A 14,283-nucleotide genomic window follows, 5' to 3' on the forward strand; every position below is an offset into this window, starting at 1 on the left:
TGTTTTAGATTTTATTGCAAATGAATACACAACGTGAACAATTGATATATACATGGCTTACATCTGTTCTTGAAAATGATCAATTTAAGATCGCTTTTTTAGCAGGTGATGCAAGCTTCCGCCGTTATGCGCGTATCCGGTTACAAAATAAAACGTATATGCTCATGGATGCCCCTCCAGAAAAAGAAGACTGTGTTCCGTTTGTGACCATTGACGAATTTTTTGCAGGCCATGGTGTACGCGTACCTCAGATCGTCGCGAAAGATTTAGCTCAAGGTTTTCTGTTATTGGAAGATTTTGGTGATGTACTGTTGTCGACATTATTAAATGATGAAACAGTCGATAAATATTATGAACAAAGCTTTAAACAGTTGATTCATTTACAGTCTGTGAGTGGTCAGGAACAGTTTCCTACATATTCCTATGAGAAATTGTTAACTGAAATGAAACTGTTGACTGACTGGATGCTGCCATCTTTGCAGATTACTCCCAATGCGGAACAGCAACAGGTGATTGATGATGCTTTCGATATGTTGGCAAAAACTGCACTGGCTCAGCCGCAAGTGATTGTACATCGTGATTTTCACAGTCGTAATTTGATGAAGATTGAAAATGAACAAGAGCTTGGGGTAATTGATTTTCAGGATGCCGTCATTGGTGCAGATACTTATGACCTAATTTCGATTACTCGCGATGCTTATGTTCAGTGGAATGCAGAGCGGGTGTATCAATGGTTTAGAGTTTTTTATGATTTATTACCTGAGTCTGCCAAACAGAACCGTACTTTTGAACAGTTCAAGCGTGATGCAGACTTAATGGCCATTCAGCGCCATATTAAAATTCTTGGTATTTTTGTGCGTCTGTTTGAACGTGATGGTAAGTCAGGTTACTTAAAAGATTTACCACGTGTCATGTGGTATTTGCTTGAAGAAAGCCGTGGTTACGCTGAACTTGATGAGTTTGTGTTATTCATAAATGACATAGTTATGCCTAAATTTATCGAGAAATATGGTAGTTACGAGGTGGCAGCATAATGAAGGCAATGATTCTTGCTGCTGGCTTGGGTAATCGGATGCGTCCACTTACGCTATATACACCTAAGCCTCTGCTTGAGGTGGGCGGTAAGCCGCTTATTGTGTGGCATATTGAAAAACTTAAAAAAATTGGTGTGACTGAAATCGTCATCAATTCTGCATGGTTGGCCGATAAACTCATCAGCAGCTTAGGCGATGGCTCTCAATTTGGTGTGGACATCCGTTGGACACGAGAGGATGAAGGTTTAGAAACAGCTGGTGGAATTATTAATGCTTTGCCACTGCTTGGGACAGATCCGTTTATTCTAGTGAATGGAGATGTATGGACCACAATGGATTTTGAAGCTCTACGCCATATTAAGCTAAATGATGATTTAGCACATCTTGTGTTGGTTGATAATCCCAAACAGCATCTTGAAGGCGACTTTACACTATTGAATGGACGCGCTTTTACATTCGATCAAGATATGACGGGTGAGAACCTCACTTTTAGTGGTGTATCTGTTATCCATCCAAAGCTTTTTGATGGATTGGAACCTGGTAAACGTCCTTTAGCTCCACTGTTGAAGCAAGCGATGCACAATCAAAAAATATCTGGTGAAAAGCTTAACGGTGCATGGGTCGATGTGGGAACGCCTGAGCGTTTAATGGAGCTAGATTTGCAAATTCGTGAAGGCTTCTACGATTAACTGCGTAATCCCTAATCGTTAACTAGTGTTCCACGATGCATAAATGGGTATACTTTGTTTTAAATTTTACTTAGATGTTATCTGTTTATGCATCCGTTTTTTCAAGAGTTACAACAGGGTAGTCAAAAATTAGGTTTATCGCTTAGCGATGAAGCTTTGGCATTATTGTTAAAGTATCAAGATGCTTTGGTACTTTGGAATAAAGCTTATAATCTGACAGCAATTCGTGATCCGAAAGAAATGTTAGTGAAGCATTTGTTGGATAGTCTAAGTATTTTAAATGATTTACCTGAAGGTAGACTACTTGATGTGGGTACAGGTGGTGGTATGCCTGGCATGATTATTGCGCTTTGTCAGCCTCAACGCCAATGTGTTCTTTTAGATTCTAATGGTAAAAAAATTCGTTTTTTGAAGCAATTTATTGCTGATCTTAAATTGAGCAACGTTGTGGCAGTACAAACACGTGTTGAGAATCAAGATACAATTGATGAGCTTGGCCAGTTTGATGTCATAACAAGTCGAGCTTTTGCTTCTTTAACGGACTTTGTAGATGCAGCTCAGCCATACCTTCATCAGAGCAGTATAATCGCAGCGATGAAAGGTATAGTGCCAGTTGAGGAGATTGAGCAGCTTAAGCAGGACTTTTCATGTAAAGTGATTGAACTGCACGTACCAAGACTTGATGAACAACGTCATTTACTTTTACTTCAACGTATTTAAATAAAAAGTATTAGGGTTACCATGGCTCAAATTATTGCGATTGCAAACCAAAAGGGTGGTGTTGGTAAAACAACGACTGCAGTAAATCTTGCAGCGTCTCTAGCTGTATTAAAGAAACGTGTATTACTTGTAGATATGGACTCACAAGGTAATGCTACGATGGGGTCTGGTATTCAAAAGAATGATCTTTTGTATTCAATTACAGATGTTCTACTTGGTGAAGTGCCAATTGAAACAGCGATTCAAAAAGCGGAAGTTGGATATAAAGTTCTAGGCTCTAATCGTGAGCTTTCAGGTGTTGAGCTGGCAATTGCGGAACAAGAAGGCCGTGAATTCATTTTAAAGAATGCTTTGAATGAAATCAGAAACTCATTTGACTATATCATTGTGGATTGTGCTCCAAGCTTGAGTTTGATTACTGTAAATGCTTTGGCTGCCGTAGATAGTGTAATTATTCCAATGCAATGCGAATATTATGCACTAGAGGGGTTAGCTGATTTAACTCAGACTATTGATCGTATTCAAAAAGCACTTAATCCTGATTTAGAAATTATTGGTGTATTACGTACAATGTACGATGCACGAAATGCTTTAACACGTGATGTGTCTGCAGAGCTAGAGCAGTATTTCGGCAAAAAACTTTATGATACTGTTGTTCCACGTAATGTTCGCTTAGCAGAAGCGCCAGCACACGGGTTACCTGTTATCTATTTCGAAAAAAGTTCTAAAGGTGCGGTTGCATACTTAAATCTTGCAGCTGAGATGTTAAAGAGAAGTAAAGTGAAGAAAGGAAGTAAAGTATGAGCATCAAAAAACGCGGATTGGCTAAAGGACGTGGTTTAGATGCATTACTTGGTTCAATTCAAAAAGAAAAACTACAACTGGAAGCACAGGCATTAGACCACGGACAGTTAAAGCAAATTGATGTGAATTTACTGAAACGTGGTGAATATCAACCACGTCGTTTTATTCATGAGCATGATTTACAAGAGTTGGCATCTTCTATTGAAAAACATGGGGTGATGCAGCCTATTGTAATCCGTCCAGTCGATGATGAAGCCCATCCATATGAAATCATTGCGGGTGAACGTCGTTGGCGTGCAGCACAACTTGCAGGCTTAACTGAAATTCCAGCAATTGTGCGTGATTTAAATGATCAGGTTGCAATTGCATTAGCGTTAATTGAAAACATTCAGCGTCAAGATTTAAATCCAATTGATCAGGCAATAGCGCTACAGCGTTTTCATGATGAATTTGGTTTAAGTCATCAGGAAATTGCCGACACGGTAGGTAAAGCACGTACTACTGTAAGTAATTTATTGCGGTTATTGAGTTTAGCTGATGATATTAAAGATTTCATGCAGCAAGGTCAGCTTGATATGGGCCATGCTAGAGCAATTTTGACACTGAAAGGGAAAGATCAATTAGAAGTTGCTAAAATTGTAATTGAAAAAGGATTATCTGTCCGTCAGACAGAGCAATTGGTGCGTGATAGAAGTGAGCCTAAACAGGAGAAGGAAAAAGCGCCTGTAGCACCAGATATTGAGCAATTGACACAAAAACTATCAGAGCGTTTTGGTGCTAATGTGAAAATTGATCATAACCAAAAAGGTAAGGGTAAACTTGTTATTCATTATCATACCTTAGATGAGTTAGATGGCATTTTAAATATTTGTTTGCCAGAATAATTTGCAGTTGGGTCATGTATTTCTAATTTTATATTCTTGGGGAAGAACATATGTGGGAACTTGTGAGAGCGGGTGGCTGGTTAATGCTGCCTTTAATTCTATGCTCGATTTTAACTGTGGCGATCAGTATTGAGCGTTTTATTCGGTTAAGACGTTCACAAGTTCTACCCGAAGCATTAATCGGTAAGCACTCTTTAAGAGTTGAAGATATCGTAGAAAGTTTAGAACAAAATGTAGAAGTGCAAAGTAGTGCATTGGGACATATTTTAAAAGCAGGTTTTGAGCATCGCGAGCATGGTGAGCAATTTGCTCGTGCGCAAATGGAAGTGGCAGCTTCTCAAGAAATTTCTTATCTGGAAAAAAATATTAATTTTTTGGGAACTATAAGTGCGGTAGCACCACTACTAGGGTTGCTTGGTACTGTGGTGGGAATTATTGAGTCATTTCTTGTTATTGATTTTGGATCAGCTGGTAGTCCAAGTTTAATGATTCCAGGTATCTCTAAAGCATTAATTACCACAGCTGTTGGAATGTTAATCGCAATTCCTGCTTTAATTGCCTATCGCTATTTTCAAAGAGTAGTGCAAGATTATATTGCCGAGTTAGAGCAGCAGTCGACTTTATTTCATGCTTCATTGTTCTATAAGCGCTCTTCTTCTGTAGCTGAACACCGCCGTGTTGGTTGATAGGTAGATGCCAATATGAAGTTTAAACGTTCTCAAGTTGAAGACATTCATATCAATCTAACGCCTATGATTGACTGTTTGTTGTTCATTCTAGTGTTTTTATTGTTATCTACCACTTTTAATCAGCCAAGTCGCATCAATTTAACATTACCAGATGCACAAGGCGTCCCACCAAAACAGTACGATCATAAAATTGAAGTCGTGGTAGACTCAAGCGGTCATTACGCTGTGAATGGTCAGGCACTGTCTTCTCAAGATATGGCTGATTTGAGCACTGCCATTAAGCAAACTGCTCAAGAGCGGCGAGATTTTATGTTTATCATCGCTGCTGATGCTAAAGCGTCTCATCAGGATGTTATCCGTGTTATGGATGTAGCAGGACAACTCGGTTTTGTTAACATCAATATTAGTACCAAAGTTCCTTCTAGAGGTTTTTCTGAGTGAATCAAGATTTTAAGGTTTATTTACGTCTTATATCCTATTTAAAACCTTATTGGGGCGTGGGCTTATTAGTTCTTATCGGATTCGGTGTGAACTCAGCAACAGAAGTTTCTGTTGCTAAGCTCATTAAATTTATTATTGATGCCATTCAAAACTCGAGTAGAGCGGATCTGGATTGGTTCCCTTTACTAATCATTTTATTAGTTTTTTTTCGTGGCCTGGGCCTATTCATGGGCGGCTACTATACTGCTGTAATCTCTCGTAGTTTGGTTTTTAGTATTCGCCAAGAAGTATATGCAAAACTTTTAAGACTACCTGCTCAATATTATCTCGATAATTCTTCGGGTCATATTACAGCCAAAATTATGTATAACGTTGAACAACTCACAGCTGCTTCATCTGAGTCATTAAAAACGATTATTCGAGATGGCATGATTACGTTGGGATTGTTAGGTTATTTGTTCTATACAAATTGGCGTTTAACCATCTGTATTATGGTGTTCTTACCAATTATTGGCATTTTGGTGCGTAAAGCATCGAAAAGAATGCGTAAACTTTCGCTACAAGTTCAAGATACTATGGGTGATGTTAACCATGTAGTACAAGAAAGTATTGGCGGTAGTGCAGTTGTTAAAAGTTTTGCTGGTGGAGAATCAGAGCAAGAACGTTTTTATAAGTCATCGGAAGAGAACTTAAAACGTGGTTTAAAAATGGTCATTGTGCAAAACCTAAATAGCCCTGTTGTTCAAGTCGTAATGGCTTGTGCAATGGCTTTAATTGTATGGTTAGCTTTACGACCACAAATTTTAGGGAATACAAGTGCTGGTGAGTTCGTTGCCTATATTACGGCAGCAGGTTTACTTTCCAAGCCTGTTAAAAACTTGACGGATATTAATGAGAAGTTGCAACGCGGTTTAGCAGCAGCACATTCAGTTTTTGAATTATTAGATTTACCAGAAGAGGAAAATAGCGGGCAGCTTAAACCTCAACTTCATGGTGCAATTCGTTTTGACCATGTTGTGCTTAACTATGCCGATGGTACTCAGGCCATTAAAGATTTCTCTTTAGATATTCGTCCAGGTCAAACTGTGGCACTGGTTGGTCGTTCAGGGGCTGGTAAAACCTCTTTAGTCAATATGTTGGTACGTTTTCAAGAAGTATCGAGTGGACAAATTTATTTAGATGATTTGCCAATTAATGATATTGAGCTTTCTTGTCTTCGTACACAAATTGCAATGGTAAATCAACAGGTTATATTGTTTAACCGTACTGTTCGTGAAAATATCGCATATGGTCAGTTGGAAGGTGCATCAGATGAAGAAATCTATGCGGCGGCAAAAGCAGCATACGCACATGACTTCATTATGAATTTACCAAACGGTTATAACACTGTTTTAGGTGCACAAGGTCTAAACCTATCAGGTGGACAGCGTCAGCGAATTGCAATCGCTCGAGCAATTTTAAAGAATGCTCCAATTCTAATTTTAGATGAAGCTACAAGTGCTCTCGATAATGAATCTGAGCACTTTATTCAGCAAGCATTTGATGAAGCGATGCAAGACCGTACAACGATCGTTATTGCACACCGTTTGTCAACAATTGAGAATGCTGATCGTATTGTAGTGATGGATCAAGGGCAAATTGTTGAGCAAGGTACTCATCTAGAACTTCTCGAAAAACATGGTGCTTATTATCAATTGCATCAACGTAATTTTGAGGATACCTAAGCATGTCATTGGCCCAGCTGATCCAGAATGCATGGAATAAGCAATCGAGTTGGTTGATTGCTTTACGTCCACTATCTTGTTTGTATCGTGCTGGGTTTCTATTAAATCGTAATTTCTATACCGCAGGTTTAAAGAAAGTTTATAAAGCACCTGTACCTGTCATGGTTATAGGTAATATTACGGTGGGTGGAAGTGGAAAAACTCCATTATTAATACAACTGGTGAATTACCTACAACAGCATAATGTGAAAGTAGGGGTAATTAGTCGGGGATATGGTGGTACTGGTCCTTTCCCAATGTTAGTTACTTCGGGTGCTCAAACGACTCAGGTTGGTGATGAACCTGCATTAATTGTTCAATCGACAGGTGTGCCTATGGCAGTAGGGCCAAATAGACAAGCGGCGATTGAGTTATTACTAGCATCTAACAAATTAGATTTAATTATCAGTGATGATGGTTTACAGCATTGGGCATTAGGTCGTCAAATAGAATGGATCGTGCTTGATCAAAATCGTGGACTTGGAAATGGTAAGTTATTACCAGAAGGCTATTTGCGTGAACCTGCTGAGCGTTTGGAAAATGACACAGTAATTGAACATGCGTATAAACCTGCTACAGAATTAAATATGCATCTCGAGACAGGGCAGCCATATTTACTGAATCCTTCCTCAATGACCGAATACGATTTCAATCCTCAAAGTAATTATCATGCTGTAGTGGGTATTGGCTTTCCACAGCGTTTTTATCAGACACTTAAAGATTTAGGCTTGAAACAATTTCAAGAACATGCTTTTCGTGACCATCATGATTACACAATCAATGATTTAATTTTTAATGATGACCTGCCACTTATTACAACTGAAAAAGATGCAGTTAAATTATTACCTTTGCTTGAAAAACATTCGGAATTTAAACAATCTATTTGGGTGGTTCCTGTTAAAGCTATCCTGTCTGTAGAGTGTTATCAGGTTTTAAAACAGCAATTGAAAGAACTTGATATTCAATTATCTTAGGAAGAAAAAATGAAACACATCGTCATTCCAGCACGCTTCTCAAGCTCGCGGTTGCCTGGTAAACCATTGTTACTTATTCATGACCGTCCTATGATTTTACGTGTCGTGGACCAAGCAAAAAAAGTCGAGGGTTTTGATGATCTCTGTGTGGCAACAGATGATGAGCGTATCGCTGAGATTTGTCGTGCAGATGGTGTGGATGTTGTTCTTACGAGTCCTGATCATCCATCAGGAACTGACCGTTTAAGTGAAGTTGCTCGTGTTAAGGGTTGGGCTGCAGATGATATCATTGTAAATGTTCAAGGGGATGAACCTTTACTGCCAGCCCAACTTGTTCAACAAGTTGCAAAACTTTTGGTTGGTAAACCAAATTGCTCGATGTCCACATTGTGTGAACCTATTCATACCTTAGATGAGTTTCAGCGTGATAGTATTGTAAAAGTAGTCATGTCTAAACAAAATGAAGCGCTATATTTTAGCAGGGCAACCATTCCTTATGACAGGGATGGAGCTAAACAAGCTGAACCGACTTTACATACACAAGCTTTTCGTCATTTAGGTTTATATGCTTATCGAGTGAACTTGTTGCAAGAATATGTGACGTGGGATATGGGTAATCTTGAAAAGTTAGAAAGTCTTGAACAATTGCGCGTTTTAGAAAATGGACATCGAATTGCGATTGCTGTCGCTCAAGCAAATTTACCTCCTGGTGTCGATACCCAAGCTGATCTTGATCGCTTAAATAAAATGCCTGTTGAATCTTTTGAATAAGCGTTAATTTTAATGAATCCGAATGTAACTTCAAAGGTTTATCCTTGGCAGCAAACAACATGGGATACCTTAACAACAAGGTTTCCCAATATTGGACATGGCCTATTATTTTATGGCAAGCAAGGGTGTGGGAAACATGCTTTTGCTAAGCATTTTTTGGCATGGGTACTTTGCCTAAATAAGCAGCCTAAGGGTGCTTGTGGTGAGTGTAGTAGTTGCCAATGGCTAAAATCAGACACTCATCCAAATTATGTCCACATAACAACAGATGAAGAAAATAAAAAACAGAATGCAAAAATAAAAATAGAAAAGATTCGAGATTTACTGCCTTTTGTGCAGCAAACGGGAGAAGGTTGGCGCGTTATTGTTATTGAGCCTGCGGAAGCTCTTAATTTGGCATCATCAAATGCGCTATTAAAAACTTTAGAAGAACCTGGTGAACGTGTTGTTTTAATTTTACTGGCTGATCACTACCTTAAATTACCAGCTACTATTCGTAGTAGGTTGCAGCATTTTGCTTTAGATCGTATTTCGTATGAACAGGCTACTTCATATTTAAATGAACATTTGTCTGAGCTTGCAGCTGTGCAACTCGATTTGTTACTTGGGCTATCTAATGATATGCCTTTACAGGCAATAGAAATTGCAAAAAGTGATTGGTTTGCTAAACGACAGATTTTCTTAAATGATTGGCTTAAAATTGTTGCTCAAAAAAATATGCCTTTATTTTTTTCTGCAAAATGGCAAAAAGAATTAAGTTTTAGTGATTTTATCGTACTTTTTGAATACTTGTTGGGGGACTTGATTTGTGTCAAGCTAAATCAACCACAGAAAAATACTGATTTAGATTTTGATCAGTTGAATCCGTATTATGATTTGGAAAGCTTATTCAATATTTATAGCGAATTACAACAGGCAAAAAAGCTAGTTGAGCAAAATGTACAAAACCAATTAATTACAGATCAGTTATTTATAAAGTTAATGAATATTTAAGGGGAAGATTATGCAACCGCAAATGGGGGGGATTATTCAGGTAAATATTCCTGATAGAGCTACTTTGCAAGCAAGCTATATGGGGTATGTGCAAGGTGGAGGTCTGTTTGTACCATCAAAACAAAAGGTGCAGATGGGGCAAGAAATTTTCATTCTTGCAACGTTACCAGAACAATCTCAAAAAATTCCTCTCACTGGTAAGGTGATTTGGATATCTCATAAGCAAAGTGGATTTAAACCTCAAGGTTTTGCTATTCAGTTAAGTGGAGATAAAGGAATTTACTATAAAGCTGAGGCAGAAAGAGTTTTGGCTGGTAGTATGTCTCTAGATCGTCCAAGTTATACCATGTAATCAAATAGGATAGAAAAGTGTTTGTTGATACGCATTGCCATTTAACGATGTTAGATTTAACGCCTTATAACGGTGATCTGGATCTTGCGCTCGCAGCAGCGCGAGCAGAAGGAGTGTCTAAATTTATGGCAATTTCCGTTGATCTTGATGACCACATTGCACTAGCAGAAATTGCAAAGAGACATGAAGACGTTGGCTATACGGTAGGTGTCCATCCTTGTGAGGATGTAGATACAATGGCACGTGCAACGACCGAGTACCTGATTGAATTGGCTCAGTCCGGAAAAGTGTGGGCTCTAGGTGAAACTGGACTGGACTATTATCACAGTACAGATTTTATTGAAGAGCAAAAGACATGTTTTGCAAGGCATATCCAAGCTTCGAAAGTTGTAAAAAAACCAGTCGTAGTTCATACGCGTTCTGCAAAGCACGATACGGTAGATATTATCCGTGCTGAACACTCAACGCATGGAATTTTGCATTGCTTTACTGAAGATTGGGAAACCGCTAAGGCTGTGCTGGATTGTGGTTATTACATTTCTTTTTCAGGTATTGTGTCATTTAAAAACGCACAAGACTTGCGTGATGTAGCTAAACAAGTTCCTCTAGACCGACTTTTAATTGAAACAGATAGTCCTTATTTAGCACCAGTCCCATACCGCGGTAAAACAAATGAACCAAAATATGTGCCTTATGTAGCCAAAGCGCTCAGTGATGTATATGATAAATCGGTCGAGGAAATTGCAATGATCACCTCGCAAAATTTTGAGAACTTGCTAAAAGCGATTTAAGTTATAGAAACTATATAAGAGAGTAATTGCGTGAAGATGGATCGTCAGGCTCAGTTCCGAGCAAGAGAAGTATTAATATTTCAGGTTGCGGAGCAATTATTGCTAGAAAATGGCGAAGCCGGAATGACACTTGATGTCTTGGCTGCTGAGCTTGATTTAGCAAAAGGAACTTTGTACAAACACTTTCAAAGCAAAGATGAATTGTACATGCTATTGATTATTCGTAATGAACGTATGTTACTAGAAATGGTTCAAGATACTGAAAAGGCCTTTCCAGAGCACTTGGCTTTTTTTATGTTGCATCATTTACATCATCCTGAGCGGACAGTTTTATTTCATCAAATTGAGGAAAAACTTTCGATTACGGCTCAAGGTGTGCATCACCTTTTTAATGAGCTTTATCAAGTGCGTAAACAGCGATTACGAATTATCATTCGCATGACAGATCACTATTTAGAATCTATTCAAAGTAATATGACGACTCGAGATTATCTGGCATCTATTTGGTCATTAACTCATGGTGCAGCAGCTATTCTTAACTCAAGTTTTTACCAACGATATTTAGGCTCAAGGGACACGTTAAGAGTGGCCTATATTGATCAGGCATTAGCCTTACCTAAACAAGCTGTTGAACAATACGCTTAATAGGTCGATATGAAATCTCAATCACCACTTAAATCACAAAAAGGTTTTACCCTCATTGAAGTGATGGTGGTGATTGTTATTATGACCATTATGACCTCTTTGGTTGTACTCAACATAGGCGGGGTTGACCAAAAGAAAGCGATGCAAGCAAGAGAGTTATTTTTGCTTGATGTACATAAAGTTGGTAAAGAATCTCTTGATCAGTCTCGTGTTTTAGCTTTATCTACTATGAGTGAGACTGACGTTTCCCCATTTTCTTATGAACTGTATGAATACCACGACCAGAGTAAATTACAGGTTCAGGATTTAAAAAACCGCTGGCAAAAATACCCAGAATTTACTACGCGTCAATTGCCTAAACATGTATATTTTACAGTACAGCCTCTAGACGGGCAGAGCTATTCAAAAGCGACTAATACGGATTTAGTTGGAGGCCAGACTCCCCAGTTAATCTGGTTTGGAAATGGTGAAGCTAAAACAGTTAAAATACAGTTTTACTTTGAACAGAAACCAATTGGTTCAGAAATACAAATTGATCATTTGGGTAAAATAAATGAAATCTAAAGGCTTTACTCTATTAGAAGTAATGGTGGCTTTAGCAATTTTTGCAGTAGCTGCTGTCGCATTAACTAAAGTGGCCATGCAATATACCCAATCTACCTCAAATGCAATTCTTAGAACAAAAGCTCAGTTTGTGGCAATGAATGAAGTCGCCTTGATGGAGATAAATCAAGAATGGCTCCAAGGCACTCAAAGTAAGCAGGCGACGTCTCAAGGTGAAACTTGGCAGATTGATAAATCTGCCCAATCCACAGTCAGTCCCAATGTTCAGAAAGTAGACTTGCAAATTAGCTTATATGATTCTGACAAGGGTAAAGTTCAAAATGGTATTACCCACTTGGTATTTTTTAATTATCCAATGAAAGCAAAATAATGATAAAAAATAAATGTTTTCGCACTCGAAGCATAGCTCCTCGTCTTGCGGCACGATCGAGCAGTGTTCGATTAACTCGTGCCTCAGGATTTACTTTAGTTGAACTTTTAGTCGCCATTGCAATTTTTGCTGTTCTCTCCTTGTTAGGTTGGAAGATTTTTGATTATTTATTAAAAGTTCGTGATCGTAATGCTCAACATGAAGTACAGTTATTTGAATTACAAGATGCATATCAACAAGTTTTGCGAGATACATTACAAATTATACCTGTATCGGCAAATCAAGGCGGGCAGCTTCATCCAGCTTTAGAACTTGATAATCAGGTGCTCCATTTTAGTAAGGCAGGTGTTACTGATCCTTTAAAACAAGGTTTATCACCTTTTGAGCGTATTGAATATCGATATGATCCTGATCAGAAAAAACTGTATCGTCTTAAATATAGCAATTTAAATACCTCAAATAGAGAGCAGCCTTTATCTAGCACTTTATTAAATCAGGTCGAACAGTTTCAAGTTATGGTGCTAACGCCGCAAGAAGTGGCAAAGTGGCCAGAAATTAATCTGGATCCTACAAAGCCTGAAGAGTTTAGAAAACTGCCTAAAGGAATAAAAATACAACTCACAGTTGCAGGCGTAAGTTATGAGTGGATTTACAGCTTAAATCAAGCGGATTTGTCACTTTCAAAGCAAGGTGGACAATAATGTTACTCAATAAAAAAAATCAACAAGGTGTAGCGTTACTCACAATTTTGATTATGGTGGCATTGGCTACAATTTTAGCGGCTTCTATTGCAAAGCATCAGACCAATACGATGGAAAATACTGGTTATTTAATGCGTCAAAATCAGTCATTATTATATGCCAAAAGTGCTGAAGCTTTTTTTTCAGAGTTATTAATTCAAGATGCAAACAATGCTGGTGGTGTTGATCATTTAAAAGAAACATGGGCACAGCCAATGCCTCCTTTTCCAATAGAAGATGGATCTGTGTCAGGGCGTTTAATAGATGAATCAGGGAAATTTAACCTAAACAATTTAACAACCAATGACGGCAAGGTAAATGAAGCTGCTAAAAACTGGTTTGAGCGCTTACTTGTACGTGTGGGCTTGCCGGCAGAGTTAAGCCAAGCTGTTATTGATTGGCAAGATCCAGATGATGAACCATCTGGACCTATGGGAGCAGAAAGTAGTTATTATGAAGGCCTTGATCCTAGTTATTTAGCTTCAAATGCTAAATTTCATAGTATTGAAGAATTGAAGTTAGTAAAGGGTTTTGATGGCAAGAAATATGATTTAATTGCTCCATATATTTCTGCCTTACCCGGAAATACAAAAGTAAATATTAATACGGCCTCACCATTAGTCTTAGCGAGTATTGATCAAAAAATAGATTTAGGGGCAGTAGAAAAAGAACTTCAAATGCGCCAACAAAATTTGAAATTCTTTCAAAACGTTGATGAATTATGGCAATTGAATACTTTTTCAACAGTTGATACTCAAAAGAGAACTGAGGTGAATAGCCTTTTAGATGTAAAGTCGAGTTTTTTTCAAGCACAAATTGAGGTCATGCTAAATAATAGAAAAAGACAATTTACAAGTGCACTAATGCGTAATGATAAACGGGTTTATGTTTATTCTAGAAATATTTCGCCATTTAACTAGTTGAAAAAATATAATTTATTTATTTCTGTAGTGTTGTTGAATAGGCATTATTAGGTATTATTCTAATGGGCATAATAGAATAAAGATCAATTTTCCATATGTTTATCTTCAATATTTCTTCATAAGTCTTATCATACTT

Annotated in this window: 18 protein-coding genes; all 18 read left to right on the plus strand. The window is 38.0% G+C overall.

Annotation, left to right across the window (positions count from 1 at the left end; translation table 11 throughout):
- Positions 1 to 20 precede the first annotated feature (20 nt).
- The 18 genes from I5515_RS06570 (at position 21) to gspK (ending at position 14,144) form a co-directional block, all read left to right on the plus strand.
- Positions 21 to 1,034, plus strand: a complete 1,014-nt coding sequence (locus I5515_RS06570) for an aminoglycoside phosphotransferase family protein (RefSeq protein WP_199965321.1) — start codon at positions 21 to 23, stop codon at positions 1,032 to 1,034.
- The gene (gene murU, locus I5515_RS06575; protein ID WP_199965322.1) at positions 1,034 to 1,723 is read left to right on the plus strand and encodes an N-acetylmuramate alpha-1-phosphate uridylyltransferase MurU; all 690 of its coding nucleotides are present in this window, start codon (positions 1,034 to 1,036) and stop codon (positions 1,721 to 1,723) included. The genes I5515_RS06570 and murU overlap by 1 nt, the downstream gene beginning before the upstream one ends.
- 87 nt (positions 1,724 to 1,810) lie before the next feature.
- The gene (gene rsmG, locus I5515_RS06580) at positions 1,811 to 2,443 is read left to right on the plus strand and encodes a 16S rRNA (guanine(527)-N(7))-methyltransferase RsmG (RefSeq protein ID WP_199965323.1); all 633 of its coding nucleotides are present in this window, start codon (positions 1,811 to 1,813) and stop codon (positions 2,441 to 2,443) included.
- A 21-nt stretch (positions 2,444 to 2,464) separates the two neighbouring features.
- Positions 2,465 to 3,247 carry a ParA family protein gene (locus I5515_RS06585; RefSeq protein ID WP_003651453.1) on the plus strand — a complete coding sequence of 261 codons (783 nt, stop codon included), beginning with the start codon at positions 2,465 to 2,467 and terminating at the stop codon, positions 3,245 to 3,247.
- Complete coding sequence (locus I5515_RS06590; RefSeq protein WP_199965324.1) at positions 3,244 to 4,131, plus strand: ParB/RepB/Spo0J family partition protein; 888 nt, start codon at positions 3,244 to 3,246, stop codon at positions 4,129 to 4,131. Before I5515_RS06585 ends, I5515_RS06590 begins: the two co-directional genes overlap by 4 nt.
- Positions 4,132 to 4,181: 50 nt before the next feature.
- Entirely contained in the window at positions 4,182 to 4,817 is a 636-nt protein-coding gene (locus I5515_RS06595) for a MotA/TolQ/ExbB proton channel family protein (protein ID WP_199965325.1), read from the plus strand.
- A gap of 15 nt (positions 4,818 to 4,832) precedes the next feature.
- Entirely contained in the window at positions 4,833 to 5,261 is a 429-nt protein-coding gene (locus I5515_RS06600; RefSeq protein ID WP_199965326.1) for an ExbD/TolR family protein, read from the plus strand.
- A complete protein-coding gene (gene msbA, locus I5515_RS06605; RefSeq protein WP_199965327.1) occupies positions 5,258 to 6,985 on the plus strand; it encodes a lipid A export permease/ATP-binding protein MsbA in 1,728 nt (575 codons plus the stop codon). The genes I5515_RS06600 and msbA overlap by 4 nt, the downstream gene beginning before the upstream one ends.
- A gap of 2 nt (positions 6,986 to 6,987) precedes the next feature.
- Positions 6,988 to 7,998, plus strand: coding sequence for a tetraacyldisaccharide 4'-kinase (gene lpxK, locus I5515_RS06610; RefSeq protein ID WP_199965328.1), 1,011 nt, complete (start codon positions 6,988 to 6,990; stop codon positions 7,996 to 7,998).
- A 9-nt stretch (positions 7,999 to 8,007) separates the two neighbouring features.
- Entirely contained in the window at positions 8,008 to 8,769 is a 762-nt protein-coding gene (gene kdsB / locus I5515_RS06615; RefSeq protein ID WP_199965329.1) for a 3-deoxy-manno-octulosonate cytidylyltransferase, read from the plus strand.
- Positions 8,770 to 8,781: 12 nt separating this feature from the next.
- Complete coding sequence (locus tag I5515_RS06620; protein ID WP_199965330.1) at positions 8,782 to 9,762, plus strand: DNA polymerase III subunit delta'; 981 nt, start codon at positions 8,782 to 8,784, stop codon at positions 9,760 to 9,762.
- A 10-nt stretch (positions 9,763 to 9,772) separates the two neighbouring features.
- Entirely contained in the window at positions 9,773 to 10,114 is a 342-nt protein-coding gene (locus I5515_RS06625; protein WP_199965331.1) for a PilZ domain-containing protein, read from the plus strand.
- Between the two features lie 17 nt (positions 10,115 to 10,131).
- Complete coding sequence (locus tag I5515_RS06630) at positions 10,132 to 10,905, plus strand: TatD family hydrolase (protein WP_199965332.1); 774 nt, start codon at positions 10,132 to 10,134, stop codon at positions 10,903 to 10,905.
- A gap of 36 nt (positions 10,906 to 10,941) precedes the next feature.
- Positions 10,942 to 11,550 (plus strand): TetR/AcrR family transcriptional regulator, encoded by a 609-nt coding sequence (locus I5515_RS06635; protein WP_005041096.1) that lies wholly within the window; start codon positions 10,942 to 10,944, stop codon positions 11,548 to 11,550.
- Between the two features lie 9 nt (positions 11,551 to 11,559).
- Complete coding sequence (locus I5515_RS06640; protein ID WP_199965333.1) at positions 11,560 to 12,114, plus strand: type II secretion system protein; 555 nt, start codon at positions 11,560 to 11,562, stop codon at positions 12,112 to 12,114.
- Complete coding sequence (gspI, locus tag I5515_RS06645; RefSeq protein ID WP_199965334.1) at positions 12,104 to 12,484, plus strand: type II secretion system minor pseudopilin GspI; 381 nt, start codon at positions 12,104 to 12,106, stop codon at positions 12,482 to 12,484. Before I5515_RS06640 ends, gspI begins: the two co-directional genes overlap by 11 nt.
- Positions 12,484 to 13,185 (plus strand): type II secretion system minor pseudopilin GspJ, encoded by a 702-nt coding sequence (gspJ, locus tag I5515_RS06650; protein ID WP_199965335.1) that lies wholly within the window; start codon positions 12,484 to 12,486, stop codon positions 13,183 to 13,185. Before gspI ends, gspJ begins: the two co-directional genes overlap by 1 nt.
- Positions 13,185 to 14,144, plus strand: coding sequence for a type II secretion system minor pseudopilin GspK (gspK, locus tag I5515_RS06655; protein ID WP_199965520.1), 960 nt, complete (start codon positions 13,185 to 13,187; stop codon positions 14,142 to 14,144). Before gspJ ends, gspK begins: the two co-directional genes overlap by 1 nt.
- Positions 14,145 to 14,283 lie beyond the last annotated feature (139 nt).

Origin of the sequence: Acinetobacter calcoaceticus (genome assembly GCF_016508255.1) — a bacterium.
GTDB lineage: Bacteria > Pseudomonadota > Gammaproteobacteria > Pseudomonadales > Moraxellaceae > Acinetobacter > Acinetobacter calcoaceticus_E.